The 24,910-nt window shown below is 71.6% G+C and carries 20 protein-coding genes; 9 read left to right on the plus strand and 11 right to left on the minus strand.

Annotation, left to right across the window (positions count from 1 at the left end; genetic code table 11):
• Nucleotides 1–105: 105 nt before the first annotated feature.
• Together K7G59_RS17410 and K7G59_RS17415 are read left to right on the plus strand one after the other, a co-directional pair.
• Entirely contained in the window at nt 106–1,299 is a 1,194-nt protein-coding gene (locus K7G59_RS17410) for an RtcB family protein (RefSeq protein ID WP_225835187.1), read from the plus strand.
• 128 nt (nt 1,300–1,427) lie between these two features.
• Entirely contained in the window at nt 1,428–2,849 is a 1,422-nt protein-coding gene (locus K7G59_RS17415) for a hypothetical protein (protein ID WP_225835188.1), read from the plus strand.
• A gap of 98 nt (nt 2,850–2,947) precedes the next feature.
• On the opposite strand, the gene K7G59_RS17420 is transcribed toward K7G59_RS17415, so the two are convergent.
• From K7G59_RS17420 to K7G59_RS17445, 6 genes are all read right to left on the minus strand, one after another.
• Entirely contained in the window at nt 2,948–3,109 is a 162-nt protein-coding gene (locus tag K7G59_RS17420) for a hypothetical protein (protein ID WP_225835190.1), read from the minus strand.
• Nucleotides 3,109–3,885: an SDR family NAD(P)-dependent oxidoreductase gene (locus K7G59_RS17425; RefSeq protein ID WP_225835192.1), complete on the minus strand. Its 777-nt coding sequence runs from the start codon at nt 3,883–3,885 to the stop codon at nt 3,109–3,111. Before K7G59_RS17425 ends, K7G59_RS17420 begins: the two co-directional genes overlap by 1 nt.
• Nucleotides 3,886–3,949: 64 nt before the next feature.
• Nucleotides 3,950–4,288, minus strand: coding sequence for a YnfA family protein (locus K7G59_RS17430; protein WP_225835194.1), 339 nt, complete (start codon nt 4,286–4,288; stop codon nt 3,950–3,952).
• A 132-nt stretch (nt 4,289–4,420) separates the two neighbouring features.
• Nucleotides 4,421–7,975: a GH92 family glycosyl hydrolase gene (locus K7G59_RS17435; protein ID WP_308295055.1), complete on the minus strand. Its 3,555-nt coding sequence runs from the start codon at nt 7,973–7,975 to the stop codon at nt 4,421–4,423.
• 393 nt (nt 7,976–8,368) lie between these two features.
• Complete coding sequence (locus K7G59_RS17440; protein WP_225835199.1) at nt 8,369–10,045, minus strand: peptide-N4-asparagine amidase; 1,677 nt, start codon at nt 10,043–10,045, stop codon at nt 8,369–8,371.
• A 491-nt stretch (nt 10,046–10,536) separates the two neighbouring features.
• Entirely contained in the window at nt 10,537–11,022 is a 486-nt protein-coding gene (locus K7G59_RS17445; protein WP_225835201.1) for a helix-turn-helix domain-containing protein, read from the minus strand.
• A gap of 138 nt (nt 11,023–11,160) precedes the next feature.
• On the opposite strand from K7G59_RS17445, the gene K7G59_RS17450 reads away from it, so the two are divergent.
• The 6 genes from K7G59_RS17450 to K7G59_RS17475 all read left to right on the plus strand — a co-directional run bounded on the left by K7G59_RS17450 (nt 11,161) and on the right by K7G59_RS17475 (nt 17,744).
• Nucleotides 11,161–12,051: an NADP-dependent oxidoreductase gene (locus tag K7G59_RS17450; protein WP_225835203.1), complete on the plus strand. Its 891-nt coding sequence runs from the start codon at nt 11,161–11,163 to the stop codon at nt 12,049–12,051.
• A 203-nt stretch (nt 12,052–12,254) separates the two neighbouring features.
• Entirely contained in the window at nt 12,255–13,355 is a 1,101-nt protein-coding gene (locus K7G59_RS17455) for an LLM class flavin-dependent oxidoreductase (RefSeq protein ID WP_225835205.1), read from the plus strand.
• The gene (locus tag K7G59_RS17460) at nt 13,352–13,924 is read left to right on the plus strand and encodes an FMN reductase (RefSeq protein ID WP_225835206.1); all 573 of its coding nucleotides are present in this window, start codon (nt 13,352–13,354) and stop codon (nt 13,922–13,924) included. The genes K7G59_RS17455 and K7G59_RS17460 overlap by 4 nt, the downstream gene beginning before the upstream one ends.
• Nucleotides 13,925–14,155: 231 nt before the next feature.
• A complete protein-coding gene (locus K7G59_RS17465; protein ID WP_225835208.1) occupies nt 14,156–14,890 on the plus strand; it encodes a response regulator transcription factor in 735 nt (244 codons plus the stop codon).
• A complete protein-coding gene (locus K7G59_RS17470; RefSeq protein ID WP_225835210.1) occupies nt 14,891–16,357 on the plus strand; it encodes a HAMP domain-containing sensor histidine kinase in 1,467 nt (488 codons plus the stop codon).
• A 118-nt stretch (nt 16,358–16,475) separates the two neighbouring features.
• Nucleotides 16,476–17,744 (plus strand): ArgE/DapE family deacylase, encoded by a 1,269-nt coding sequence (locus K7G59_RS17475; protein WP_225835212.1) that lies wholly within the window; start codon nt 16,476–16,478, stop codon nt 17,742–17,744.
• On the opposite strand, the gene K7G59_RS17480 is transcribed toward K7G59_RS17475, so the two are convergent.
• The 3 genes from K7G59_RS17480 to K7G59_RS17495 all read right to left on the minus strand — a co-directional run bounded on the left by K7G59_RS17480 (nt 17,719) and on the right by K7G59_RS17495 (nt 21,079).
• Complete coding sequence (locus K7G59_RS17480) at nt 17,719–19,557, minus strand: phosphatidylglycerol lysyltransferase domain-containing protein (protein ID WP_225835214.1); 1,839 nt, start codon at nt 19,555–19,557, stop codon at nt 17,719–17,721. The two genes, K7G59_RS17475 and K7G59_RS17480, sit on opposite strands and share 26 nt — an antisense overlap.
• A gap of 102 nt (nt 19,558–19,659) precedes the next feature.
• The gene (locus K7G59_RS17485; protein WP_225835216.1) at nt 19,660–19,896 is read right to left on the minus strand and encodes a hypothetical protein; all 237 of its coding nucleotides are present in this window, start codon (nt 19,894–19,896) and stop codon (nt 19,660–19,662) included.
• A 583-nt stretch (nt 19,897–20,479) separates the two neighbouring features.
• Complete coding sequence (locus tag K7G59_RS17495) at nt 20,480–21,079, minus strand: ABATE domain-containing protein (RefSeq protein WP_225835217.1); 600 nt, start codon at nt 21,077–21,079, stop codon at nt 20,480–20,482.
• A gap of 88 nt (nt 21,080–21,167) precedes the next feature.
• Between K7G59_RS17495 and K7G59_RS17500 the strand changes: the two genes are divergently transcribed.
• Nucleotides 21,168–21,953 carry an MBL fold metallo-hydrolase gene (locus K7G59_RS17500; RefSeq protein WP_225835219.1) on the plus strand — a complete coding sequence of 262 codons (786 nt, stop codon included), beginning with the start codon at nt 21,168–21,170 and terminating at the stop codon, nt 21,951–21,953.
• Between the two features lie 13 nt (nt 21,954–21,966).
• Here the strand turns inward: K7G59_RS17500 and K7G59_RS17505 are convergent, their stop codons facing one another.
• Nucleotides 21,967–23,181 carry a restriction endonuclease subunit S gene (locus tag K7G59_RS17505; protein ID WP_225835221.1) on the minus strand — a complete coding sequence of 405 codons (1,215 nt, stop codon included), beginning with the start codon at nt 23,179–23,181 and terminating at the stop codon, nt 21,967–21,969.
• Nucleotides 23,174–24,784, minus strand: a complete 1,611-nt coding sequence (locus K7G59_RS17510) for a class I SAM-dependent DNA methyltransferase (RefSeq protein ID WP_225835223.1) — start codon at nt 24,782–24,784, stop codon at nt 23,174–23,176. Before K7G59_RS17510 ends, K7G59_RS17505 begins: the two co-directional genes overlap by 8 nt.
• Between the last annotated feature and the right edge of the window lie 126 nt (nt 24,785–24,910).

The raw sequence follows: 24,910 nt of genomic DNA on the forward strand, positions 1-24,910 counted from the left end.
CTGTGAACGCCGGTCCCTTGTCCCTTTTCATCGACCTTGGCGCTGCTTTTGCGTTCTGTTGCTTTAAGGCCATTTGTTGCTGTCCCACGGGGGAACGAGGAAGAGATGTCGTACGTGGAAATGCCGGGCGCGCGGGTCCCGATCCGCATGTGGACCGACCCGGCCGGTGTCGAGGACGTGGCCCTGCGCCAGCTCCAGAACGTCGCCACCCTGCCCTGGATCAAGGGCCTGGCCGTGATGCCGGACGTGCACTACGGCAAGGGTGCGACGGTCGGCTCGGTCATCGCCATGAAGGACGCGGTGTGCCCGGCGGCGGTGGGCGTGGACATCGGCTGCGGGATGTCGGCGGTGAAGACGTCACTGACGGCGAACGACCTGCCCGGGGATCTGTCCCGGCTGCGGACGAAGATCGAGCAGGCGATTCCCGTCGGGCGGGGTGTGCATGCGACTCCCGTGGAGCCGGGGCGGTTCCACGGGCTCGCCACCGCGGGGTGGGGTGACTTCTGGGAGCGGTTCGACGGCGTCGCGGACGCGGTGCATTTCCGCAAGGAGCGGGCGGTTGCGCAAATGGGAACCCTCGGAGGAGGGAACCATTTCGTGGAGGTCTGCCTGGACACAGATGATTCGGTGTGGCTCATGCTGCACTCCGGGTCGCGGAACATCGGCAAGGAACTCGCCGAGTTCCACATAGGTGTGGCACAGAAGCTCCCGCACAACCAGGGCCTGGTCGACCGCGACCTCGCCGTCTTCGTCGCGGACACTCCGCAGATGGCGGCGTACCGGAACGACCTCTTCTGGGCGCAGGACTACGCGCGCCACAACCGCACGATGATGATGGCGCTCCTGAAGGACGTGGTCCGAAAGGAGTTCAAGAAGGCCAAGCCTGCCTTCGAGCCCGAGATCAGCGCGCACCACAACTATGTGGCGGAGGAGCGGTACGACGGTATGGACCTGCTCGTGACCCGCAAGGGCGCCATCCGGGCGGGCTCCGGCGAGTACGGGATCATCCCGGGCTCCATGGGCACGGGTTCCTACATCGTGAAGGGCCTCGGGAACGAGAAGGCCTTCAACTCGGCGTCCCACGGTGCGGGTCGGCGTATGAGCCGCAACGCGGCGAAGCGCCGCTTCTCGACGAAGGACCTGGAGGAGCAGACGCGGGGAGTGGAGTGCCGTAAGGACTCCGGTGTCGTGGACGAGATCCCGGGCGCGTACAAGCCCATCGAGCAGGTCATCGAGCAGCAGCGGGATCTTGTGGAGGTCGTGGCGAAGCTGAAGCAGGTCGTCTGTGTGAAGGGGTGACGCGCGAGCTCGTGACGGCAGGCGTGTGCCGAGCCCGTGCAGATCTCCTGGGCCTGCGTGCGGAGTTGGGCCGGACGCCTATGCTGCACTGAGCATTTCAAGATCGTCTGCCAAAAAATCACGAGGACATGAACAAGTACACAGCGACTGCCGTCGGCCTCGTCCTTACGCTCGGGCTGGTCGCGGGCTGCGATTCCTCCGACGCCGACGACTCCGCCTCCGGGCCGAAGGGCGGCAGCTGGGCCGGCCCGCACGGCGCGAAGCCCACGGGGCCCGCGTACAGCGGACCCGCGATACCCGGCCTCGCCGCCCGGCCCGCATGGAGCCTGCCGCCCGCCGGAGCCATCGACCTCGGTGACGCCTTCCTGTTCGTCAAGGATGCCCAGGGCGAGTACGCCACCGGCGGCGGATACACATGGGTGCCGGCCGACGGCTCGGTCGGCACCCTCCACTCCACCGACGACCCGGAACCGGCCACCTTGGAGTTCCGGGACGTGAAGACCGGGCAGGTGCGCAAGAGCCTGAAGGTGAAGACCGATCGTGTGGCCGCCACGACCTGGCACGACGGCGTCCCGGCGGTCGCCGTGTTCGCCGCTGCCACGACGGAGTCGGACGGTCTGAGCCAGGAGAAGACCACCACCAAGATCACCGTCTACGGCAGTGACGGCACCGAACTGGGCAAGTCCAGTGTCGAGGGCGACGAGTTCGACGTCCGCGAGGGGTACGTCATCGAGCAGGACGGTGACGCGAGCCTGAAGCTCACGCCCATGGACGGCGGCGCCGCCCGCAAGGTCACCTGCACCGGACAACTGGCGAGGTGCAGCTTCGACGCGCGCACCAACGAGATCGACGGCGGGCAGGCCCACGCGCCCTTGATCACCGGCAAGTACGCCTTCCATGTGGAGAACGCGTCCACCTACGAGGACGAGCCCGAACAGCTCGTCATGACGGACCTCGCCACCGGCGAGAAGGCCTGGAGCACCGCGGACGTCACCCCGCCGGCGGGCGTGGAGCTTGACGAGGACGGCAAGCGCACCAGCGGCGCCCTCCGGGTCCTGGACGTGCGCGACGGCCGTGTCCTCACCGCCTGGGGTGCGGGCGCCTTCTCCCCCGACACCTGGGTGACGGCGACGTACGACATCGCGAGCGGCAAACAGGTCGGCGGCTCCTCGAAGTACTCGTACCAGGACAGTCCTGACGACACCATCAACACCGAGGGCTCGTCCGTCTTCACGCCCGACCACACCCTGGCCGCCGCTCACACCAAGCAGGGCACCGCCGTGTGGCAGCCCGCGGACGGCAAGGAGGTCTGGGCACAGAAGGAGGGCGAGAAGGCGATGCAGCCGCTGCGTTTCTCCCCGAACGGCATCCTCTACGGCGCCACCAAGGACGAATTCAGCCCGAGCGTGTTCCTCGCCGTCGACGGCCGCACCAAGAAGGTGCTCGCAAAGAGCCTGCCGGAGGAGGACGTCCCGTTCTTCTCACAGCCGTCGGGGTACGGCTACATCAGCACGCAGAAGGGCTTCTTCGTGTTCCCGGCCCAGGGCTGAAGCGGGTCGCACAAGGGCATGAGGCGAGCGTCTGCCTTGTGCGGCCGGGGCGGTGAGGGCTGACCGGGTGTCGCCGCCCCCGGCCTCCATTTCCTTGATCAGTGCCCGTGGCGTACCGCGTAGATCATCACGAACGCCAGGAAGTGGATGCCGAAGAGGAAGTACGCCAGGAAGTACCAGACCTGGCGCTCGTTCTTCTTCTCCTGGGCCAGGCGGCGCTTCTCGACCGACTCCGGGATGCCGGAGGAGTCCTCTGTCATCACAGCTCCCGGTGCACCTTCGTGTTGGACGCCTGGGCACGGGGGCGCAGGACGAGGAGGTCGACGTTGACGTGGCTGGGGCGGGTGACCGCCCAGGTGATGGTCTCGGCCACGTCGTCGGCCGTGAGCGGCTCGGCCACGCCCGCGTAGACCTTCGCCGCCTTGTCGGAGTCTCCGCTGAAGCGGGTCAGCGCGAACTCCTCGGTCTTGACCATGCCGGGTGCGATCTCGATGACCCGTACCGGCTGGCCGACGATCTCCAGGCGCAGGGTCTCGGCGAGGACGTGGCTGCCGTGCTTGGCGGCCACATAGCCCGCGCCGCCCTCGTAGGTGGCGTGGCCCGCCGTGGAGGAGACGACGACGACCACTCCGTCGCCGCTCGCGATCAGCTTGGGCAGCAGGGCCTGGGTGAGGTTCAGGGTGCCGATGACGTTCGTCTCGTACATCGTGCGCCAGTCCGCCGGGTCGCCGGTGGCCACCGGGTCCGCGCCGAGCGCGCCGCCCGCGTTGTTGACCAGGACGCCGACCGTCCGGAAGGCGGTCGCGAACTCGTCGACCGCCGCGCGGTCGGTCACGTCCAGCTGGTACGCCGTCGCCGAGTGGCCGGCCGCGTTGATCTCCTCGGCCAGCGCCTCGATACGGTCCTTGCGGCGGGCGGTGAGGACCACGCGGTAGCCGGCCGCGGCGAGCTGCCGGGCGGTGGCGGCGCCGATACCGCTGCTCGCACCGGTGACGACGGCGATGCGGGAGGCGGCGGACGGGGCGGCGGTGGCCATGGGCTGCTCCGGGGCTCGGGCGGGTCTCGTTCGGCGGTCGGGCTCCGTCCAGCGTAAGCGAGCCTCAGCGCGTGCTTCGCGGCGCCCACATGATCACGGCCATTCCGGCGAGGCAGATCAGGGCTCCGGCGATGTCCCAGCGGTCGGGGCGGAAGCCGTCGGCGACGACGCCCCACAGGAGGGAGCCGGCGACGAAGATCCCGCCGTAGGCGGCCAGGACGCGGCCGAAGTGGGCGTCGGGCTGGAAGGTGGCGACGAAGCCGTACGCGCCGAGGGCGAGGACTCCGCCGGTGATCCACAGCCGGCCGCGGTGTTCCCGTACGCCCTGCCAGACCAGCCAGGCACCGCCGATCTCCAGCAGCGCGGCGAGGGCGAACAGGGCGGCGGAGCGCAGGATCGTCATGCGGGCAGCCTCGCACGCCGGGGCGCTGTCCCCTGGCGGAGGGCGCCCGGTGGCCGGCTGGGCACCGGGACACCGGACGGCCCCGCGCGGGTACGCGTGCTGCAGCGCAGACCGGCGCGGGGCCGTGGATGATCAGCCGACGACTGTCACCCCGTCGGGGACGTTGCCCACGGTGACCGCGGGACCTGGAGCATCGGTGGCCACCGTGACCGGCATGACCTGGTTCACATTGGTGTTCACCACCCAGGCAGTGGTGCCGTCCGGGCTGAATCCGACCGCGTAGGCGCCGGAGCCGGTCGGGATGAAGGTTCCTGCCGTGTCGGTCGCGACCGCGATCGGCGTCACGCCCCCGGCCCCGCTGTCCGTGACGTAGGCCTTCGTGCCGTCCGGTGAGACCGCGACACCCTGCGGGCCGGCGCCGGTCGCGATCGTCGCCACCACGCTGTCCGAGGCGGTGCTGACGACCGACACCGAGGAGGAACCGCCGTTGGAGACGAACACACGGCTGCCGTCCGGGGTGATCCCCACGCCGTACGGGGCGGCGCCGACCGCGACCGTGTGCGCGACCGAGCGCGTCGCCAGGTCGACGTCGCTGACGGTGCCGCTGCCCTGGTTCGCGACCCACAGGTGGGTGCCGTCGGGGCTTGTGTCGAGCCGTTCCGGCTGGCTTCCCACGGTGATCGGCGTGCCCGCGGTGAGCGTCGCGACGTCGATCGGCTGGACCGTTCCGTCACCGAAGTTGGTCACCCACACCGTCTTGCCGTCCGGGGTGGCGGCCACGTCGGCCGCGATGCTCCCGACGGGTACGGTCTTGATCACGGTGTTGGTCGCGGTGTCGATCACGGTGACGTCGTTGCTGTTGTTGTCGGCGACGAACAGGTCGCCGCCGGCCACCGCCATGCCGTCCGGTCCGCCGCCCACGGGGATGGCCGGGCCGGCGTTGTGCGTCCGGGTGTCCACCGGGGTCACCGTGTTGTCGCTGTAGTTGGACACGTACGCGGTCGGGATCGTCTCGCCGGGCTGTGCGACCGTCGTCAGCAGCGAGGCGTTCGGAATGACCGCGCCGTTCGACGCATGCGCGGCGAAGGCCACCTGGTAGTAGCCGGTGGTGGTGCCCGCGGCGGCGGCGATCGTCACCGTGGTCCGGGCCGTGCCTCCGGCCGGCGCGGTGACCGTGTCGTCGGCCGGGTTCACCGACAGTCCGGCCGGCGTGGTGGCGCTCCAGGTGACCGTCGCCGGGCTGGAGCCCAAGGTGTTGTCGACCTCGACCGCGACGGTCGTGCCGGCCCCGGGAGCGATACGCACCTGGCCGGGGCTCAGGTCGAGTGAGGCGCTCGTGCTCGGCGGGAACGTCACCGGGCCCGCCCCGAACGACGGCGGGGCGTCGCCGGGTGCCGTGCCCCAGCCGGTGTTCGGCGTGCTGGAGAGCGTGTAGTCCAGGCGGTGGGTCTTGGTCAGGTCGATCCAGGTGTGCTCCGTGGCCTGCCCGTCGACGCGCAGGGCCTTCACGTACGTCTCACCCGCGCCCTGCGCGTTGATCGTCAGGTCCCCGTACGCGCCGTGGATCGTCGCCTGCGGGAACCGGGGGGCGCCCAGCACCATCATGGGCACGCCCGGGGTCTGCGGGTACACCCCGAGGCTGGCCCACACGTACCACGAGCTCATCGCGCCGAGGTCGTCGTTGCCGGGCTCTCCGCCCGGGGTGAGGGAGTACAGCTCGTTCATCGTGCGCCGGACGACGGACTGCGTCTTCCACGGCTCGCCGATGCTGTTGTAGGCCCACGGCGTGCCGAACGCTATCTCGTTGCCCTGCCACTGGTACGGCAGGTCCGGGCCGGCGTTGAGCTGGGTGAAGTAGGTGTCCAGCCGGTTCGACGCGGCCTGCTTGCCGCCCATGCCCTGGACCAGGCCCGCGAGGTTCTGCGGCACCATCCACGTGTACTGCGCGGCGTTGCCCTCCTGGAAACCGTTCTGGCCGAAGCCCGAGACACTCACCGGCGGCCCGGAGGGGAAGGCGCCGGCAGCGTCGCGCGGCTCGACGTACCCGTTCGCGGTGTCGAAGATGTTCGCCCAGTTCTGCGAGCGCTTCGTGAACACCTCGGCGTCCGAGGTCTTGCCGAGGCTCTTCGCGAGCCGCGAGATGGCGAAGTCGTCGAGGGCGTACTCGAGCGTCTCCGAGGCGCCGTTGGGCACCGGACTGATCGAGTCGGAGCCGATGTTCGGCACGTACCCGTTCTTGATGTACGCGGCCCCGTTGGGACGCTCGACGTACCAGCCCTGCCCGGGGGCACCGGTGGTGCCGTTGGCGCCGTTCACCATGGCGGTGAGGGCGGCGGAGGCGTCGAAGCCTCGTGCGCCGAAGGCGTAGGTGTCGGCGAGGATGGGGTCGGCGGGGTCGCCGTTCATCACGCCGGTGTAGCCGTTGGCCGAGGGCCACTTGGGCAGGGAGCCGCCCTGGGCCGCGTCGTTGAGCAGCGAGGTCGCCATGTCCGCGGCCACCGGCGGGTCGATGGTGGCCAGCAGCGGTGTCTGGGAACGGTAGATGTCCCAGCCGGAGTAGTTCGCATACTGGGCGTGCCCCGGTCGCACCCGGTGGACCTTGTCGTCGAAGCCTGTGTACTGGCCGTCGGCGTCGCTGAACAGGCTCGGCTCCAGTGACGCGTGGTACAGGGCCGTGTAGAAGGTCGCCTGCGCGGTGGGGCTGCCACCGGCGACGGAGATCGTGCCGAGCTGCTTGTTCCACGCGGCTTTGGCCGCTGCCGCGACGGTGCCGACGTTCCAGGTGTGCGCCTCGGCGTCGAGATTGTCCAGCGCGCCTTGGACGTCGACGTACGAGAGGGCGACCTGCATCCCGACCTGCGTGTCCTTGGTGGTGTCGAAGGTGAGCCAGCCACCGGCGACGACGCCGGAGCCCTGGGAGGCGGCCGGAGCGGTGCCCTTGGCGGTCGAGAAGCTCTTGGGCTGCGGGTTCTGTTTGCCCTTCTCGGTCACGCTCGTGCTGCCCGCCGACTTGGTGACCTGCGCGGAAGTCGCCCCGCCCCAGGTGCCCGAGGCGGTGAACGGCCGGTCGAAGCGGGCGGCGAAGTGGACCGTGTAGCTGTTCGGCTGACCGCAGAAGTGGCCGCTGGTGACGGTGCCGGTGATCTCCCGGTCGCCGACGGTCTGGAAGCCGGCGGAGGAGCTGCCGTTGGCGCTCTGCGCGACCTTCACCAGCAGGTGGGCCTGTCTGGACGAGGGGTAGGTGAACTGTGCGACGCCGGTGCGCTGGGTCACGGCCAACCGGGTGTGCACGCCGCCGGCGGTCACCGCGTAGGAACCGGGGTGCGCGGTCTGCGACTTCTGGTCGAACGCTGCGGAGGCCGAGTCGAGGTCGGCGGGCAGAGCGCCGGTCAGCGGCAGGATGGGGAAGTCCCCCGCGATCGGGCATCCGGGGCCGGACACATGGGTGAGGCTGAACCCGGTGATGCTGGAGTCGTCGACGTTGTAGCCGCCCCCGTCGGGGCGCGACGGTGTGTCAGGGCTCCACTGCATCATGCCGAACGGCATGACGGCACCGGGGAACGTGTCGACCTGACCGACGACCGCGCCACCGCTTCCGGTGCCGACCATCGGGTTCACCAGCGCCGCGGGGTCGGCGACGCGGTCGGGTGGAGTGGCCGCCTGCGCAGCGACAGGCGCAAGCGCCACGACCAGCGTCCCGGCCAGCATCGCGGCCAGGGGCAGACGGCCTCGCGGCCATGACCTGCCCGGACCGGAACGGGAGAGTGGGGAACGATGACGAAGAAATGGCATAGACATCGTTGTCATTGCGGAAGTGACTCATGTGGCGCCGGATGGCGTCAAGAGGTCTGCGGCGAGGTTTGACGAAGCATCAGGGGCGGGGGGTCAGGAGAAGCGGATCGACCGGTTCTGCCGCTCCGCCGCACACGAGGACGCGCCCTGTGCGAGGGTGCGGACGCCGGGTGTTCATCTGCGCCTCGGTTCGCAGCGGCTGATGAGCCGACGCGGGAAGCCCCTGGCGGGAACAGGTCCACGACGAACGGTTCCGGGTGCCAGAGGCTTCACGCGTCGACCGGCCGGTCAGTCGCAGCCGGAGACGTGATCCTGTGTCACATACCCGTGCGCGGCACGGATCAGGTGGTCGTAGCAGGCGCCGGTGTCCGTCGTCCCCGTCCAGTGCTCTGAGTCGGAGCCGTCGGCGGCGGTCACCACGCCATTGGTGCGGGCGAGGACGCCGGTCGCGTCGACGATGTCGCGGGTGGTGGCGACGGTGCGCCAGTGGTTGCCCTGGCTGACGCTGTCGTCGAGGATGCGGCCCTGGTGGACGGTGGCGGAGAGCGAGTAGTTGTTCCCGTCGGTGAGCAGCGGCACGTCCGAGTCCACGGTGATCGGGTAGTCCCAGGTGTGCTTGGCCGCCGTCGGGTGCCCGTGCTCGGGGGTGGTCGTGACGACGGTGGTGCCGTGCTCGTCCTGTGCCACCACCTGCTTCTGCCCGCCGTCGGAGACGGCGTCGGTGTTGAGGTAACTCGTGTGCTGCGTCACCGTGGTGCGGATGCGGCCGGCGGAGGTGTCGAGGTAGCCGGAGGTCGCCCAGTCGCGCTGCGCGCTGACGCGGACGTTCACCAGGTGACCGGCGCCCGGGGTCTCCGTCGTGGCGACGGAGGGGCTCAGCGACAGGGTGTCGTCGGTGAGCGCGCCGCTGGTCCGCGTGGCGTGGTGGTCGGTGTCGAGGAACAGCGTGCTGTCCACCGTCCAGCCGTCCGCCGCGCCGTAGGGCGTGATGGTGAAGGTGTGCGGCTTGCCGTCCACCAGCAGCCCGGCGAAGGGCGTCAGATCCAGGTCGTAGGCCTGGGTCACGAACTGGTCCACCGCCGGGATCGGCCGCCACAGTGTCGGCACGATGCCGCCCGAGTAGACGACGGGGTACGGCTGCGCGAGCCCGGCGGGCCGCCCGTCCACGGAGACCTGGACCTCGCGGTAAGGACCGCCGCCGCACAGGTAGTCGGGGTGCGTGTTCGCCAAGTCGTCGGGCACGGCGGTGAACCACTGCTCGTCACAGCCGCCGCCGCGGGCGTAGAGCTCCATCCGCACGTGGGTGAGGTTGCGGGGGAGCGTGACCGTCTTCGATGACGACTGGCCGGGGTCGAGGTTGGTCCAGCCGGTGTCGGTGGTCGAGGCGGAGAGCGGCACGACCTGGTCGGCGGTGTGCGCCGCCGGGTGGCGGTGGTCGGCCTGGTAGTACGTGAGCGTCAACTTCATGTGGTAGACGCCGGTGTAGGTGGAGTTGACAACGTTGCCGAGCGAGACGGCGATGGGCTGCGTCTGCCGCAGCAGCGGGATGAACTCGCTGACGTCCTTCTCCAGCGACCAGCTGATGCCCTCCTGCGTCGGCTCCGGCGTGCTGGTCCGCAGCACCTCTGCCCCGCCGATCCACACGCCCGCGAGCCGGTCGTACTGCCGGCCCTGCACGCTGCCGGACCAGTTGAGCACGACCTTGCTCCACGGCCCCGGACAGTCCGCCGGCGGTGTCACCGTCCCGTTCCACGCGGGCGAGGAGATGGTGTTGCCGAAGTCGTACTGCATCGCCGTGACGGTGCAGTGGTGCGTGTCCGGGTGACTCACCGGCGGCAGCGCGGTGACAGGGTTCTGGTAGCCGGCCTCGATCTGCCCCGAATCGGCCTGGGCCGCGCCCGTCCCGAGCAGTGCGGCGCAGAGCAGTGCGGCTGCTCCGAGCACACCTGCGATGCGTATGCGCATGTGTTCCTCTCCCGTCGATCTTGACTGAGAACGACGGGAGGGAACCCTGGCACCCCTGCACGGCAGTACACAAGAGGGCTGCACGACTCACCGATCCGCCTTCTCCGGACGCCTCATGACGCTCCGTCATCAAGGGCCGCGGGCCTTGACGCATTCCGGCGCCGTATGAGCCACTACCGATGTGACAACGATGTCCTCGTCATCTCGCCGCCAGGGACAGGCGGCCGCGCACCCGGGATCGGGCGGTTTGCCGGGGCGCCGCCAGGGACAGGCGGCCGGTGCGCTGATCGTGGCGCTCGCCCCCGCCGCCGGCCGGGCGGTCACGTCACTGTCCCGGCCCCCGTCGCCGGTCCCGTGGCGCCGGTGAACCCCATGGCCGGCACCGCAAGCGGCGGCGCGGCCGTCGGGCAGGCCGACGCCTTCCCCGGCTCCACCAGGCCGTTCGGCAGGGTCCGGTGGAGCCCTGCCACCCCGTCGTGCCCCGGCGGCTGCTAGGCGGCGCTCTGGCCGGTCCCGGCGTTCCCGGCGTTCTCGGTGTTCGCGGCGTTCCCGGCGTTTTCGGTGTTTTCGGTGTTTTCGGTGTTCTCGGCGTCGTAGCGCTCGCGGGCCGCCCGGACCTCCTCGAAGTGGGTCTCCGCCCAGTCCTTCACCGCGCTGAGCAGGGTGGTGAGGCTGCTGCCGAGCGGGGTGAGGGCATAGTCGACGCGGACCGGGACGGAAGGGGTGACGGTGCGGGTGATGATGCCGTCGCGCTCCAGGGTGCGCAGCGTCTGGGTGAGCATCTTGGGGCTGACGCCCGCGATCTTGCGGGCGAGGTCGCTGTAGCGCATGGGGGCGGTGGAGAGTGCGGCCACGACCAGGCTGACCCACTTGTCGCTGAGCCGGCCGAGGAGTTGGTGGGTGGGGCAGGCGCGCAGGAAGGCGTCGTAGTCGGCTCGGGCCCGCTCGCGGCGCTGGGTCGCGGTCGTGGTCGCCATGGGCTCGCTCTCCTTCGGGTCACCTACGCACTCTCAGGTAACTACTTACCAATAGATAGTACCTCTCCTAGGGTTGGTGTCGCGGCCGGGAAAACGCCGCGTAACCCTTCAAATGCCCTGCAGACGGGGAGAGTTGACATGCGTGCTGCTGTAGTGACGACGTTCGGCGGTCCGGAGGCCGTGGAGATCGCGGAGGTCGCGGTGCCGGAGCCGGGGGCGCGGCAGGTGCGGATCAAGGTGGCGGCCGGGGCTGTGAACCCCGTGGACGCTGCCGTGCGCGCCGGCTTCTTCGGCGGGGCGGGCAAGGTCATCGGCCTGGGCTGGGACGTGGCCGGGACGGTGGACGCGGTCGGGGTGGCCGCCGCCTGGGAGGCCGGGGACCCGGTGGTGGCCATCGTGCCGGGTGTGGCCGAGCCGCTGGGCGCGCACGCCGAGTACGTCGTCGTGGGCGCGGACGCGGTGGCCAAGGCGCCGGTCACGGTGGACGCGGTGCACGCGGGCACCCTGCCGCTGAACGGGCTGACCGCCATCCAGGCCCTGGACCTGCTGGACCTCGCGCCGGGCGCCAGGCTGCTGGTCACGGGGGCGGCGGGTGCGGTCGGCGGGTTCGCCGTGCAGCTCGCCGCGCACCGGGGGATCGAGGTGACCGGGCACGCCCGTGCGGCCGACGAGGAGCTGGTGCGGTCGCTGGGCGCCGCGCACTTCACCGCCGGGGAGGTCGAGCCGCGGAGCGTGGACGCGGTGCTGGACGCGGCGGTGCTCGGCGCGCCGGCGCTGGCGTGGGTGCGGGACGGGGGCGCGTATGTCGCCGTGCGGGACGGGGAGCTGCCCGACCCGGGGCGTGGGGTGCGGATCGAGCACGTCTGGGTGCAGGCCGACGGGGCGCGGCTGGGGGAGCTGGTCCGGCTGGTCGACGAGGGGGTCCTCACGCTCCGGGTGGCGGAGACCTTCGCCCTGGACGAGGCCGCCAAGGCGCACGCCCGGCTGGCCGAGGGGGGTGTGCGGGGGCGGGTTGTGCTCGTGCCCTGAGCCGGGCCGCCGGGGTGCCGGGGGTGTGTCGTCAGGGTGCCGTCGAAGGTGCCGTGGCGGGTGCCGTGGCGGGCAGCGGCCGGGCAGGGGCCGGGCGGGTCCCGGGGGTGGCGTCGAGCCGGGGCGGCGGGGCGGAATATTCGCCGGGTGGTGACCGTTGGAGGCCACTAGTTGAACGGTCAACAACCTGGGAGTGAGTGACCATGCAGTTCGGGATCTTCACGGTCGGCGACGTCACGCCGGACCCGACGACGGGGCGTACGCCGACCGAGCGCGAGCGGATCAAGGCCATGGTCGCCATCGCGCTGAAGGCCGAGGAGGTGGGCCTGGACGTCTTCGCGACCGGTGAGCACCACAATCCGCCGTTCGTGCCGTCCTCGCCGACCACGATGCTCGGCTACCTCGCGGCGCGCACGGAGAAGCTGATCCTCTCCACCTCCACCACCCTGATCACCACCAACGACCCGGTGAAGATCGCGGAGGACTTCGCGATGCTCCAGCACCTGGCCGACGGGCGGGTCGACCTGATGATGGGCCGCGGCAACACCGGGCCGGTGTACCCGTGGTTCGGCCAGGACATCCGGCAGGGCGTCAATCTCGCCATCGAGAACTACGCGCTGCTGCGCCGGCTGTGGCGCGAGGACGTCGTCGACTGGGAGGGGAAGTTCCGCACGCCGCTGCAGGGATTCACGTCGACGCCGCGTCCGCTGGACGGGGTGGCGCCGTTCGTCTGGCACGGGTCGATCCGCTCGCCGGAGATCGCCGAGCAGGCCGCGTACTACGGCGACGGGTTCTTCCACAACAACATCTTCTGGCCCGCCGAGCACACCAAGCGGATGGTCGAGCTGTACCGGGCCCGCTACGCCCACTACGGGCACGGCACGCCCGAGCAGGCCATCGTCGGACTGGGCGGCCAGGTGTTCATGCGGAAGAACTCCCAGGAGGCGGTGCGTGAGTTCCGGCCGTACTTCGACAACGCCCCGGTGTACGGCCACGGGCCCTCGCTGGAGGACTTCACCGAGCAGACCCCGCTGACCGTGGGCTCGCCCCAGCAGGTGATCGACAAGACGCTGTCCTTCCGCGAGTACGCCGGTGACTACCAGCGCCAGCTGTTCCTGATGGACCACGCGGGGCTGCCGCTGAAGACCGTGCTGGAGCAGCTCGACATGCTCGGCGAGGAGGTCGTACCGGTGCTGCGCAAGGAGTTCGCGAGCGGCCGTCCGGCGGATGTGCCGGAGGCGCCGACGCACGCCTCCCTGCTCGCCGCGAGTGACAAGTCCAAGAAGGAGGTGAGCGCCGCATGAAGCTCGTCGTCGTCTCGGCGGGGCTGAGTGTCCCGTCCTCCACGCGGCTGCTGGCCGACCGGCTGGCCGCGGCGGTGGACCGGCAGACGCCGGTGGAGCTGCAGGTGATCGAGGTGCGTGAGCTCGCCGTGGAGATCGCGCACAACTTCACCAACGGCTTTGCCGGCAAGGAACTCGCCGCCGCGCAGGACGCGGTGGCGGGGGCCGACGGGCTGATCGTCGTCACGCCCGTGTTCAGCGCGTCCTACAGCGGGCTGTTCAAGTCGTTCTTCGACATGCTCGACAAGGACGCGCTGGCGGGCAAGCCGGTGCTGATCGCGGCTACCGGGGGTACGGCCCGGCATTCGCTGGTGCTGGAACATGCGCTGCGGCCGTTGTTCGCGTACCTGCGGGCGGTCGTCGTGCCCACGGCGGTGTACGCGGCCTCGGAGGACTGGGGGGCCGAGGGGCTGGCGCAGAGGATCGAGCGGGCTGCGGGGGAACTGGCCTCGCTGATGCCCACGGCGGCTCGGCGGGCGGAGGGAGCAGTCGTGCCCTTCGCGGAACAGCTCGCGGCGCTACGCCCTTGAGCAGGCCACCAGCCCATCCGCCCATCCGCCCACCCGTCTCGGCCCGCCGGAAGGCTGCCGTCTCGGGTGGGCCGCCGGCTCGGCCGGGCCGTCGGCCTTGTCGGGCGGCGGTGAGAAGACGGTAGGGGTGGGCGGGCGGGTTCCGCTGTGACGGTGAGAGGGCGGTAAAAAGCGTGATCGTACGCCTGCTCGCCCCGGCTCAACCGCCGGAGGCCTTGGCAGACTGGGTGCGTGCCCCAGACTGTGCTGCTCGCCGAAGACGACCGTGCCATCCGCCATGCCCTGGAGCGTGCCCTGACGCTGGAAGGGTATGAGGTGACGGCGGTCGCCGACGGCGTCGAGGCGCTGGCTCAGGCCCACAGGACGCCGCCGGACGTCCTCGTGCTCGACGTGATGATGCCCGGCATCGACGGCCTCCAGGTCTGCCGGGTGCTGCGCGCCGAGGGCGACCGCACCCCGATCCTGATGCTCACCGCGCTCGTGGAGACCGCCGACCGGATCGCCGGGCTGGACGCCGGCGCCGACGACTACGTGGTCAAGCCGTTCGACGTCGAGGAGGTCTTCGCGCGGCTGCGCGCGCTGCTGCGCCGTACCAGCGCGGTGCCCGCCCCGGCGCCCGGCACCGGTGGTGGCGGGGAGGGCGGCCGGGAGCCGCAGTTGTCCGACCGGCAGGTGGAGGCCGCCGGGATCCGCATGGACCTCCAGGCCCGCCGGGCCTGGCGGGGCACGCGCGAGCTGGAACTGACCCGTACCGAGTTCGAGCTGCTGGAGCTGCTCGTACGCAATGCCGGCATCGTGCTCGACCACTCGACGATCTACGACCGGATCTGGGGTTACGACTTCGGGCCCGGCTCCAAGAACCTCGCCGTCTACGTCGGCTACCTGCGCCGCAAGCTGGACGAGCCCGGCGCGCCGGCGCTGATCCACACCGTCCGGGGCGTGGGTTACGTGTTGCGGGAGGACTGAGTGGGCCGCCGCTGGCGGCTGCCGGACCGGCCGCGGCCGAAGCTGGTCTCCCTGCGCACCACCTTCGCCGTGTCCTTCGCGGCCGTCACCGCCGCCGTCGCGATCCTCGTCGGCATCGTGTCGTACGGTTCCGCCGCGCGCCTGGTGCGGTTCGACCAGCAGTCGGTGTTCACGCAGGTCGTGCAGGACGTGCGGGACGAGGTGCGGCAGCACGAGATGGTCCCGGAGGACTTCTCCTCCTCCCGGCCGGGCCACGATCTGGTCCGGCCGGCCCGTACCGACGTACAGGTGCTCGGCGCGCAGGGGCAGATCGTCGACCACGGCAGCCCCGTGCTGCCCGTCACCGCTCGCGACAGGGCCGTCGCGAAGGAGGCGGCGGCCGGGAGGGTGCTCGAACACAAGGACGTCCGGGTCGCCGAGGACCTCTTCCGCGTGGCCACGGTGTCGCTGGGCGACGGGCGGGGCGCGGTGCAGGTCGCGCAGGAGTTCAGCGACACCGAGGACCTGCTGCGCACGCTCCAGCAGCGGACGCTGATCCTGTTGGCGGCGGTCGTGGTGCTGGCCGGTCTGTTCGGCTGGTGGCTGGCCCGGCGGATCACCCGGCGGCTGGTGATACTGACGTCCGCCGCCGAGGACGTGGCGCGGACCCGGCAGCTGGGCATCCAGGTGCCGGTCGTCGGGCTGGACGAGGTGGGCCGCCTCGGGCGGGCGTTCGACCGGATGCTGGGGCGGCTCGCGCAGTCGGAGGAGGACCAGCGGCGGCTGGTGCAGGACGCGGGTCACGAACTCCGTACACCGCTCACGTCGCTGCGTACGAACATCTCGCTGCTGCGCCGGATCGACGAGCTGCCGCCCGCGACGCGCGAGGAACTCGTCGCCGACCTCGGCCAGGAGGCCCGTGAGCTGACCGACCTGGTCAACGAGCTGGTCGATCTGGCCGCCGGGCAGTCCGACACCGAGCCGCCGCAGCGGGTGGACCTCGCCGACATCGCGGAGGACGTGGTGGGGCTGGCGAAGCGGCGTACCGGGCGGGAGATCGTGCTGCGGGTGAGCGGCGACACGAGTACGGACGGGCGGCCGGGGATGTTGCAGCGGGCCATCTCCAACCTGGTGGAGAACGCGGCCAAGTTCGACCGGGACGGTACGGCGCCGATCGAGATCAACATCACCGGCGGTGTGTGGCCGGGGGCGGTGCGACCGGGCGCGGTGCGGACGGGGGCGGTGCGGATCGAGGTGCTGGACCGGGGGCCCGGGATCGCCGAGGGGGATCTGATCCGGATCTTCGACCGGTTCTACCGGGCCGCGGACGCGCGGTCGCTGCCGGGGTCGGGGCTGGGGTTGTCCATCGTGCGTGAGGTCGCCATGGCCCATGGTGGGGCGCCGTTCGCCTTCCGGCGGGAAGGGGGCGGGGCGGTCATCGGGTTCACGGTGGGCGGGGCCGCCGCCTGGGCATCACCCTCGGCCTGAACGTCCAGCTCGCCTCCTCGCCGCCGGCGGGCATGTGGCCGTGGGGTCACAGGGGCTGGCCCGGGGCGCGGGCAGGGGTCATGATCTGAGGGGAAAGCATGCCTCGAGGGGGTTCTCTGTGCTCAGTGATCAGGAGGCTGCCGCCCTGTCCTGCATCGACGAGGGGGCCGTCGGGCGGACGCTGCTCGAGCTGATCGCCGTTCCGAGTGTGAGCGGGAGTGCCGCCGAGTCGGAGATCCAGCATCTGCTCGCCGGACGGCTGGAGCGGCTCGGGCTCGACGTCGATCTCTGGCGCATGGATCTGGCCGCGCTCCGCGCCGAACCGGGGTTTCCCGGGATGGAGGTGCCGCGCACGGAGGCGTGGGGGCTGGTCGGGACCACCGCGGGGGGCGGGGACGGGCCGGCGTTGGTGCTTCAGGGGCATGTCGATGTCGTGCCGGGCGGGGACCCGGCCGCCTGGGACGGCGATCCCTTCGTGCCCAGGGTCACCGGGGACATCGTGCACGGGCGCGGCGCCTGCGACATGAAGGCGGGCCTGGTCGCCCACCTGGCGGCGCTCGGGGCGCTGCGGGCGGCCGGGGTCCGGCTGCGCGGGCGTGTCGCCGTGCACTTCGTCGTCGGGGAGGAGGACGGCGGGATCGGCGCCTTCGGCACCCTGAAGCGGGGGCACGGCGGTGACGCCTGCGTCATCACCGAGCCGACCGGCGGGACCCTCGTCACCGCCAATGCCGGTGCGCTGACCTTCCGGCTGTCCGTGCCCGGCAAGGCCGCCCACGCCAGTTCCCGGGACGCCGGGGTCAGCGCCGTCGACGCCTACCTGCCGCTCCATGAGGCGCTGGCCCGCCTGGAGGCCTCCCGCAATGCCGGAACCTCCCCGCTGATGGCGGAGTATCCGATCCCGTACGCGCTGTCCGTCGGCACCGTGCGGGCGGGGGACTGGGCCAGCAGCGTCCCCGATCTGCTCGTCGCCGAGGGGCGGCTCGGAGTCCGGCTCGACGAGGAGCCGGCCGCCGCCCGCGCGGAGTTCGAACGCTGTGTGGCCGAGGCCTGCGCCGCCCACCCCTGGCTGCGCGAGCATCCGGCGACCGTGACCTGGCCGGGCGGCCAGTTCGCCGGCGGACGCCTCCCCGAGGGGCATCCGCTGCGGGACGAGGTGCGCGACGCCTGCACCGACGCCAACGGCTGGGCCGCCCGGCCGCGCGAGCGCGGGGCGCCGTACGGCAGCGATCTGCGGCTCTACGCGGCGGCCGGGATACCGACGCTGCAGTACGGGCCGGGGGACGTACGGGTCGCGCACAGCCCCCGGGAGTGCGTGTCCCTCCGTGAGGTGGTGGAGGTGGCGCGGACCCTCGTGCTCACCGTCATGCGGACGGCCGGGGTGAGGTGATCCGGCCGTCGCAGTCCTGCTGACGGCGCCGGGTGAAGGCCGGCAGCGTGGGCGGGGTGAGGAAGCCCTCCGCGCGGGCGCTCGCCAGGCCGATGCGCGGGATGTCGGCGCTCTTGGCGAAGAGCAGGAAGCGCGGTTCCCACAGCGGGCGGTACTTGGCGTTCGCACGGTAGAGGGACTCGATCTGCCACCAGCGGGAGAAGAAGGTGAGGATCGAACGCCACAGGCGCAGCACCGGGCCCGCGCCCAGGCGGGATCCGCGCTCGAACACCGAGCGGAACATCGCGAAGTTCAGCGAGACCCGTCGTACGCCCAGCTCCTCGGCGCGCAGGAGGAGTTCCACGACCATGTACTCCATCAGGCCGTTCTCGCAGGCGCGGTCGCGGCGCATCAGGTCCAGGGACAGGCCGTGTCCGCCCCAGGGGACGAAGCTGAGCAGGGCGCGCGGGCGGCCCTCCGCGTCCCGGCACTCCAGCATCACGCAGCGGCCGTCGGACTCGTCGCCGAGGCGGCCCAGGGCCATGGAGAAGCCGCGCTCGGTGGTGCCGTCGCGCCATTGGTCGGCGCGGTCGATCAGCAGGGCCATCTCGTCGTCGGGGATGTCCTCGTGGCGGCGGATGCGGACGGTGTAGCCGGCCCGCTTGACCCGGTTGTGGGCCTGGCGGATCACACGCATGGCGCGGCCCTCCAGGGTGAAGTCGGCGAGGTCCACGATCGCCTCGTCGCCGAGTTCGAGCGCGTCCAGACCGTGCCGGGCGTAGATCGTGCCGGCCTCCTCGCCGGCACCCATCACCGCCGGTGTCCAGGCGTGGCGGCGGGCCTCGGCGAGCCAGGCGTCGATGGCGCCGGGCCAGGCCTCGGGGTCGCCGATCGGGTCGCCGGAGGCGAGGCTGACGCCGCCGACGACGCGGTAGGTGATGGCCGCCTTGCCGCTGGGGGAGAAGATGGCGGCCTTGTCGCGGCGCAACGCGAAGTAGCCGAGGGAGTCACGCTCGCCGTGCCGGTCCAGCAGGGTCCGCAGCCGCTGCTCATCCTCCGCGCCGAGCAGGCACTCGCCGCGCGGCGCGCGGAAGCAGGCGTACAGGACGAGCAGGAAGGTCGCCGCGATCATGCTGTTGACGGTCATGTCGGCCCAGCGGGGCGCGTGGACGGCGGCCACGCGGTCGGCGAGCGGGCCGACGCTGATGCCGCGCAGCAGGGTGTAGGCGATCTCGTCGCGCAGGCCGGCGCCGGAAAGCTTGTTGGTGGCGTGCACCAGCAGGGTGCCGAGCGCGGCGCTGACCACGGAGCCGCCGACGCCGACGACGAGGGCCAGCCGGGGGTTGGAGCGGTCGCCGATCGCGTCGAACTCGCGGCGCCCGATCAGCAGGGCGGCCACGAACAGGGCGGTGAGGCCGACGGAGGCCCAGTTGAAGGGGTGCTCGCGGTACGGGGCGCGGGTGAGGGCGAGGGCGTACAGGGCGAGCAGGGGGCCGGCGAGGAGGAGGTTGAAGACCCAGGCGGCCCGTTTGCGGCGGCGCATCACCATGGCCAGGAACAGCGACAGGGCTGCCGAGGTGAGGCCCGCGGTGGCCAGGTAGGGGGTGAAGTACTGGCCCGCGTTGTGCTCGTGGATCTCCTCCCGGAAGGGCAGGGAGATCACGCAGGCCATGTTCAGCACGACCATCAGCCGCAGGTACCAGACGGTGGCCGAGGCGGCCCGCTTCCTCAGCCGGTCGCGGCCGGGCGAGGGGGCGGAGGAGAGGATCGTGCGGAGGGGTTTGCGCTGAGCGGGGACCTGTGGGGCGATCAGGGTCGACTCTGGTGCGGGCATGGTGACTGGTCACCTTGGGGGAGGGGGACGGGGCCGGACACTGACCCTACAGTCCGTAGGGTCATGCGGATACGGGGTTGCGCGTATCCGGTGCCCAGGGTCTCATCCCGGTTCCTGTGTGCCGCGCCGGGCCGCCGCCAGGTGCCAGGCCAGGTTGCCGGCCGCGGCGCCTGCCGCCACCACCGCGACGATCACGCCGCCGGTCGCGAGGCCGTCGCTGAACAGGTGCGGGCGCCGGTCGAGGCTGTGCAGCCCGAAGCCGCACAGCTCGTAGACGCCGATGGCGGCGATCACCAGGCTGACGACCAGCAGGGCCAGCGTCGGCGCGAGACTGCGCACGTCGACCTCCGTCGGTGGACTCGGTTCCGCTTGCGTGTCCTGCATGTGTCCCCCGTTGAACAGACCTGTGACCGTGGGCGGTTGGGAACCTACAATACGTAGGGTCGCTGGGCTCGACGCCGTGCGGATCCACCTCGGCGCGGACACGGAAGGCGTCACCGGACTCGTCGACGCCGACGACGTACGGCCGTACGGCCGGGCGGCCGGGACTGCGAGCGCGGCCGTTCCATGATGACGGAGGACGTGAACGCTGCCGTGCGCGGCGCACTGACGGCCGGCACGAGCGATGTCCTCGCCGACGACGCCCACGCCGTGCTGCGTGCCGGCTGCCCGTCCCGGACGGGCGCGCCCGGGACGCTCGGTCGCAGCTCCTCGCCCATGCCGCCGCCGCTCTCGGTGCCGCCCTGCCGGCCCTCACGGGCGTCAGCCGTGGCGTCGCCGGTGCGGTCGGCCGGGACCAGGAGCGGGGCTGTCCCTCTTGCCGCGCGGTGGCAGTCGGCCTCGGTCACCGGCCAGCCCCGTACTGCCGGCCGGAAGCGGCCCATCCCCCAGTCCGGCACCGCACGTCACCGCACCTGGGCGGTCAGCTCTCCGTCCGGCCGGTGCGGCGGGCGTAGGCGCGGGCTGCGCGGGCGCGGTCGCCGCAGCGGGTGGAGCACCAGTGGCGGCGGCCGTGGCGCAGCAGGTAGCGGTTGCACGGGCTGGAGCCGCAGGCGGTGAGGCGGTCGGCCTCGGTCCCGGTGAGCAGATCGGCCGCGTCGGCGGCGAGAGCCGCCAGGGCGTGCTCGACGATCTGCTCGGTGGGGTGTCCGGCCTCCCGGTACAGGCCCCGGTCGGCGTCCCAGTGCAGCAGGGAGGCCGCGGGGGCGCGGGTGAGCGCGTCGTTGACGGCGTCCAGGGCGGTCGCGGGGGCCGCAAGGCCGTCGACGCGGGCGGCCAGCAGTGCGCGGACGTGCTCGCGCAGGGTGCGCAGCCGGGCCGTGCAGGTCTCCCGCAGTCCGGCGTCCTCGGGGGCGAGGCCGTGCCCGGTGAGCCAGCGGTTCGCGGCCTCCGGCGTGCCGAGCAGGTCGAGGTGCTGACCGCCGGGCAGGGCGGGCGCGCTGTTGGCGAGGTCGAGTGCGGGGTGCTGCTCCGCGCCCGGTGCCGGGGGCGGAGCGGGTTCGGAGGTCGCGCTCCCATTCATGAATCTCATGGTACGCCTTGCACTCATCCGTGAGAACGGTCTAACGTTTCTCACGGATAGACGCCACTACATCCGTGAGGTGTTCGTCATGACTTCTGCTGCTCCCACCTTCGACGCGTCCCGCGAGCGCATCCCGGTCCGCGTCTTCGGCGGCCCGACCGCCCTCATCGAGTACGGCGGCCTGCGCCTCCTCACCGACCCCACCTTCGACGCCCCGGGCGACTACCCGAGGGGCGGCGGCCGGTTCCTCACCAAGACCGCGCCGCCCCGCGTCCCGCTCGCCGGCCTCGGCCCCGTCGACGTCGTCCTGCTCTCCCACGACGAGCACCAGGACAACCTCGACACCTCCGGCCGCGCGCTGCTCGCCGACGTGCCGCGCACCTTCACCACCACCGGTGGCGCGGTCCGGCTCGGCGGCACCGCCGAGGGCCTCGCCCCCTGGCAGTCCGTGGAGCTGGCCCGCCCCGACGGCGGCACCCTCACCGTCACCGCGGCGCCCGCCCTGCACGGCCCCGAGGGCGCCGAGGCGGTCAGCGGCCAGGTCATCGGCTTCGTCCTCACCTCGCCCGACCTGCCCACCGTGTACGTCAGCGGTGACAACGCCTCCCTGGACCTGGTGCGTGAGGTCGCCGACCGGTTCGGCCCGGTCGACACCGCCGTCCTGTTCGCCGGGGCACCCCGCATCCAGGCACTCTTCGACAACGCCCTGCTCGTCCTGGACGCCGCCGGTGCCGCCACCGCCGCGCGGATCCTGGGCGCCCGCCGGGTCGTGCCGGTCCACTGCGACAGCTGGGCGCACTTCACCGAGAGCCGGGAGGACGTGGTGAAGGCGTTCGAGACGGCCGGCCTCGCGGACCGCCTGCAGCTGGACTGACCCGGAAAGACCGCTAGGCGCCGACCACGGTCCGTCCCGCCGGCCTTTTCGCGCCCCGCTCCGCGTCCACCGACCGCTGCGCGTCCCGCACGCGCAGCCTGCCGGAGATCAGTTCGGGCAGCAGCGTGTCGCGGAACGCGGCGAGGGAGCGGGACTCGGCCGCGGCGTCCACGATCCGCTTGTGCAGCGGCTGCGCTACCGCCGCGAAGGAGGCGACCGCGTCCGGGCCGGGCACCCGTACCGTCAGTGCGGTCAGGTCCCGCTTGTTCAGATGGGCCACGGTCGTACCCGTCTTGTAGTGCTCGACCTCGGCCAGCGGGCCGCGCAGGGCCTCCCGGCACAGCGCCGGCCCCCCGCCGACCAGGGACCTCGCGTGCAGCACCCGTTGGTTGAGCAGGGCCGGTTCGCCCAGCCAGAAGACGGGGCGGAACTGAGCGTCCATGCCGGCCACGGTCTCCCCGGGCGCCACCAGCAGCTCCTTGTCCAGCCGCTGGGTGGTCCAGATCCGCGGGCGGAACGTCTTCAGGTCCCGGATGCGCAGCAACGGGCGGCCGACCTCCTCGGAGTTGAAGCAGGACGACGCGAACGGCACCCCGAACGTGATGTCCAGCGCGTCGAACAGCGGCAGTTCGTGCGCGCCCGGCTCCGACAGGGCACGGCGGTAGAGGAGCCGGAGGATCTCGTCGGCGGAGTCCGTGATCCGCGCGTTGGCCTCGGCCTTGTCGTCCAGCGCCGTGAGCACCGCGGCGATCGCCCGCTGCTGCGGCAGCGGGGGGAACGGCACGCGCAGCCCGCCCAGTTCGCTGCCCCGGATGCCCGCCGCCGCCACCTGGTGGATGATCGTGCCCAGGTTGCGCCGCCCGGCGGGGGAGCGGAAGTAGTAGTAGTAGAACCGCGGATCGGCCAGCGACTCCTTGATCCGGGCGCGGATCAGATGGCTCTCCCAGGTGCGCGGACCGCTGCCCGGCCCTACGTACACACAGTGCCCGGCGCCCTCGTACTTCAGGGACTGGCGGACGAACAGCAGGTCGCCCTCTTGGAGCAGGAACCGTTCCCTCTTCTTCCCGGTCAGCGGCGCCCGTTCGCACTCCTGGTCCGTGATCACGTCGTACGCGAACGCCTCGCCCATGTTGACCATGGGAACGCCGGTGCCACGCAGCCTGGTCGGATAGCTGACCCCGTTGCGCAGCGGCTCGCTCAGCAGGTCCCCGAACGGCACCTCACGCATCACCGGTCACCTCGCCCAGTCGCTCCCGCAGTACGGCATCCAGCCGCGCGGACTCGTCCAGCTGGGCGAACAGCTGCCTGGTCAGGCGCGTGAGGCGCCGGTCGAGAGGCTCGGCGTCCGGGTCCTCGACGGCCTGGGCGGTGCCGACGTACCGGCCCGGGGTGAGCACATGGTCGTGCCGGGCGATCTCCTCCAGCGTGGCGCTGCGGCAGAAGCCTGGCACGTCCTCGTAGGCAAGGCCCTTCTCCTTCGCCGATCCGGTGCCGCGCCAGGCGTGGTACGCGTCGGAGATCCGCGCAACATCCTCGTCCGTGAGGACGCGCTCCGTGCGGTCGGCCATCGTGCCGAACGAGCGCGCGTCGATGAAGAGCACCTGCCCGCGCCGGTCCGTCAGCCCCTTCGCGCCGTGCGGGGTCTTGTCCTTGGTGAGGAACCACAGGCACGCCGGGATCGCCGTCGTCCGGAAGAGATTGCCCGGCAGCGCGACCATGCAGGCGACCAGGTCGGCGTCGACCAGCGCGGCTCGGATCGCGCCCTCGCCGTTCTGCTCCGACGTCAGCGTGCCGTTGGACAGCACCACGCCCGCCGAGCCGTGGTCGCCCAGCTTGGACACGATGTGCTGGAGCCAGGCGAAGTTGGCGTTCGACCGCGGCGGCAGACCGTACTTCCAGCGCGGGTCGTCCGGGTCGCGCGCCCAGTCGGACATGTTGAACGGCGGGTTCGCCATCACGAAGTCGGCCTTGAGAGCGGGAAGCTGATCCTCGGTGAAGGTGTCGGCCCAGCGCTCGCCCACACCCTGGGGATCCATGCCGTGGATGGCGAGGTTCATCTTCGCCAGCCGCCAGGTGCGCTCGTTGGCCTCCTGGCCGTAGACGGCGATGTCGTGGCTGCGGTCCCGGCCGCGCCGCTCGGCGACGAACCGGGCCGACTGCACGAACATGCCCCCGGAACCGCAGGCCGGGTCGTACACCAGGCCCTCGTACGGCTCCAGGACCTCCACGATCAGCCGGACCACGCTCGCCGGGGTGTAGAACTCGCCGGCCCGTCTGCCCTCGGCCCGTGCGAACCGCTCCAGGAAGTACTCGTAGACCTCCCCGAGGACATCCTGCGCCGGGCGGTCGCCGTGCCCCGTGAAGCGGGCGTCGCCGATCAGGCCGACCAGCTCCCGCAGGCGGTTCTGGTCGACGTTGCCCCGGCTGAAGATCTTCGGCAGGACACCGGCGAGCGCCTCGTTGGCCCGCATCACCTCGTCCATGGCGTCGTCCAGCAGCAGTCCCACACCGCCCTGCGCGCTGCCGGCCACGCGTTCGGCCATGTGCTCCCAGCGGGCCGTCGGCGGCACCCAGAACACGTCCTGGCGGGTGTACTCGTCCCGCTGCTCCGCCCGTTCGGGGTCGGCCGCCAGCTCGGCGCGGCGCTCCGCGAACGCGTCGGACACGTACTTCAGGAAGACCAGGCCGAGCACGAACTCCTTGTACTGGGCCGCGTCCATGGAACCGCGGAGCTTGTCCGCGGCCTTCCACAGGATGTCCTGGATCTCCTTGGTGCTGGAGACTCCCGGCGGCTCGGCCTGACGGGCGGCGGCTCGCTTGCGCGGCGGCATCGGTTCCTCTTCCTGGGCCCCGGGATCGGCTGGAAGACTCGCACGCTACGGCACCCCGGAACCTGGCGAGCCGATGCACCGGCAACCCGGGGCATCGGCCACCATTGTCCCGCACACCACGCAGGC

The organism is Streptomyces sp. NK08204 (assembly GCF_020400585.1).
GTDB lineage: Bacteria > Actinomycetota > Actinomycetes > Streptomycetales > Streptomycetaceae > Streptomyces.

What these genes read in the sequence shown, in the direction of transcription:
- K7G59_RS17410 (WP_225835187.1), top strand. Translation starts at nt 106, where the DNA reads ATGTCGTACGTGGAAATGCCGGGCGCGCGGGTCCCGATCCGCATGTGG.
- K7G59_RS17415 (WP_225835188.1), top strand. Translation starts at nt 1,428, where the DNA reads ATGAACAAGTACACAGCGACTGCCGTCGGCCTCGTCCTTACGCTCGGG.
- K7G59_RS17420 (WP_225835190.1), bottom strand. Translation starts at nt 3,109, where the DNA reads ATGACAGAGGACTCCTCCGGCATCCCGGAGTCGGTCGAGAAGCGCCGC.
- K7G59_RS17425 (WP_225835192.1), bottom strand. Translation starts at nt 3,885, where the DNA reads ATGGCCACCGCCGCCCCGTCCGCCGCCTCCCGCATCGCCGTCGTCACC.
- K7G59_RS17430 (WP_225835194.1), bottom strand. Translation starts at nt 4,288, where the DNA reads ATGACGATCCTGCGCTCCGCCGCCCTGTTCGCCCTCGCCGCGCTGCTG.
- K7G59_RS17440 (WP_225835199.1), bottom strand. Translation starts at nt 10,045, where the DNA reads ATGCGCATACGCATCGCAGGTGTGCTCGGAGCAGCCGCACTGCTCTGC.
- K7G59_RS17445 (WP_225835201.1), bottom strand. Translation starts at nt 11,022, where the DNA reads ATGGCGACCACGACCGCGACCCAGCGCCGCGAGCGGGCCCGAGCCGAC.
- K7G59_RS17450 (WP_225835203.1), top strand. Translation starts at nt 11,161, where the DNA reads ATGCGTGCTGCTGTAGTGACGACGTTCGGCGGTCCGGAGGCCGTGGAG.
- K7G59_RS17455 (WP_225835205.1), top strand. Translation starts at nt 12,255, where the DNA reads ATGCAGTTCGGGATCTTCACGGTCGGCGACGTCACGCCGGACCCGACG.
- K7G59_RS17460 (WP_225835206.1), top strand. Translation starts at nt 13,352, where the DNA reads ATGAAGCTCGTCGTCGTCTCGGCGGGGCTGAGTGTCCCGTCCTCCACG.
- K7G59_RS17480 (WP_225835214.1), bottom strand. Translation starts at nt 19,557, where the DNA reads ATGCCCGCACCAGAGTCGACCCTGATCGCCCCACAGGTCCCCGCTCAG.
- K7G59_RS17495 (WP_225835217.1), bottom strand. Translation starts at nt 21,079, where the DNA reads ATGAATGGGAGCGCGACCTCCGAACCCGCTCCGCCCCCGGCACCGGGC.
- K7G59_RS17500 (WP_225835219.1), top strand. Translation starts at nt 21,168, where the DNA reads ATGACTTCTGCTGCTCCCACCTTCGACGCGTCCCGCGAGCGCATCCCG.
- K7G59_RS17505 (WP_225835221.1), bottom strand. Translation starts at nt 23,181, where the DNA reads ATGCGTGAGGTGCCGTTCGGGGACCTGCTGAGCGAGCCGCTGCGCAAC.
- K7G59_RS17510 (WP_225835223.1), bottom strand. Translation starts at nt 24,784, where the DNA reads ATGCCGCCGCGCAAGCGAGCCGCCGCCCGTCAGGCCGAGCCGCCGGGA.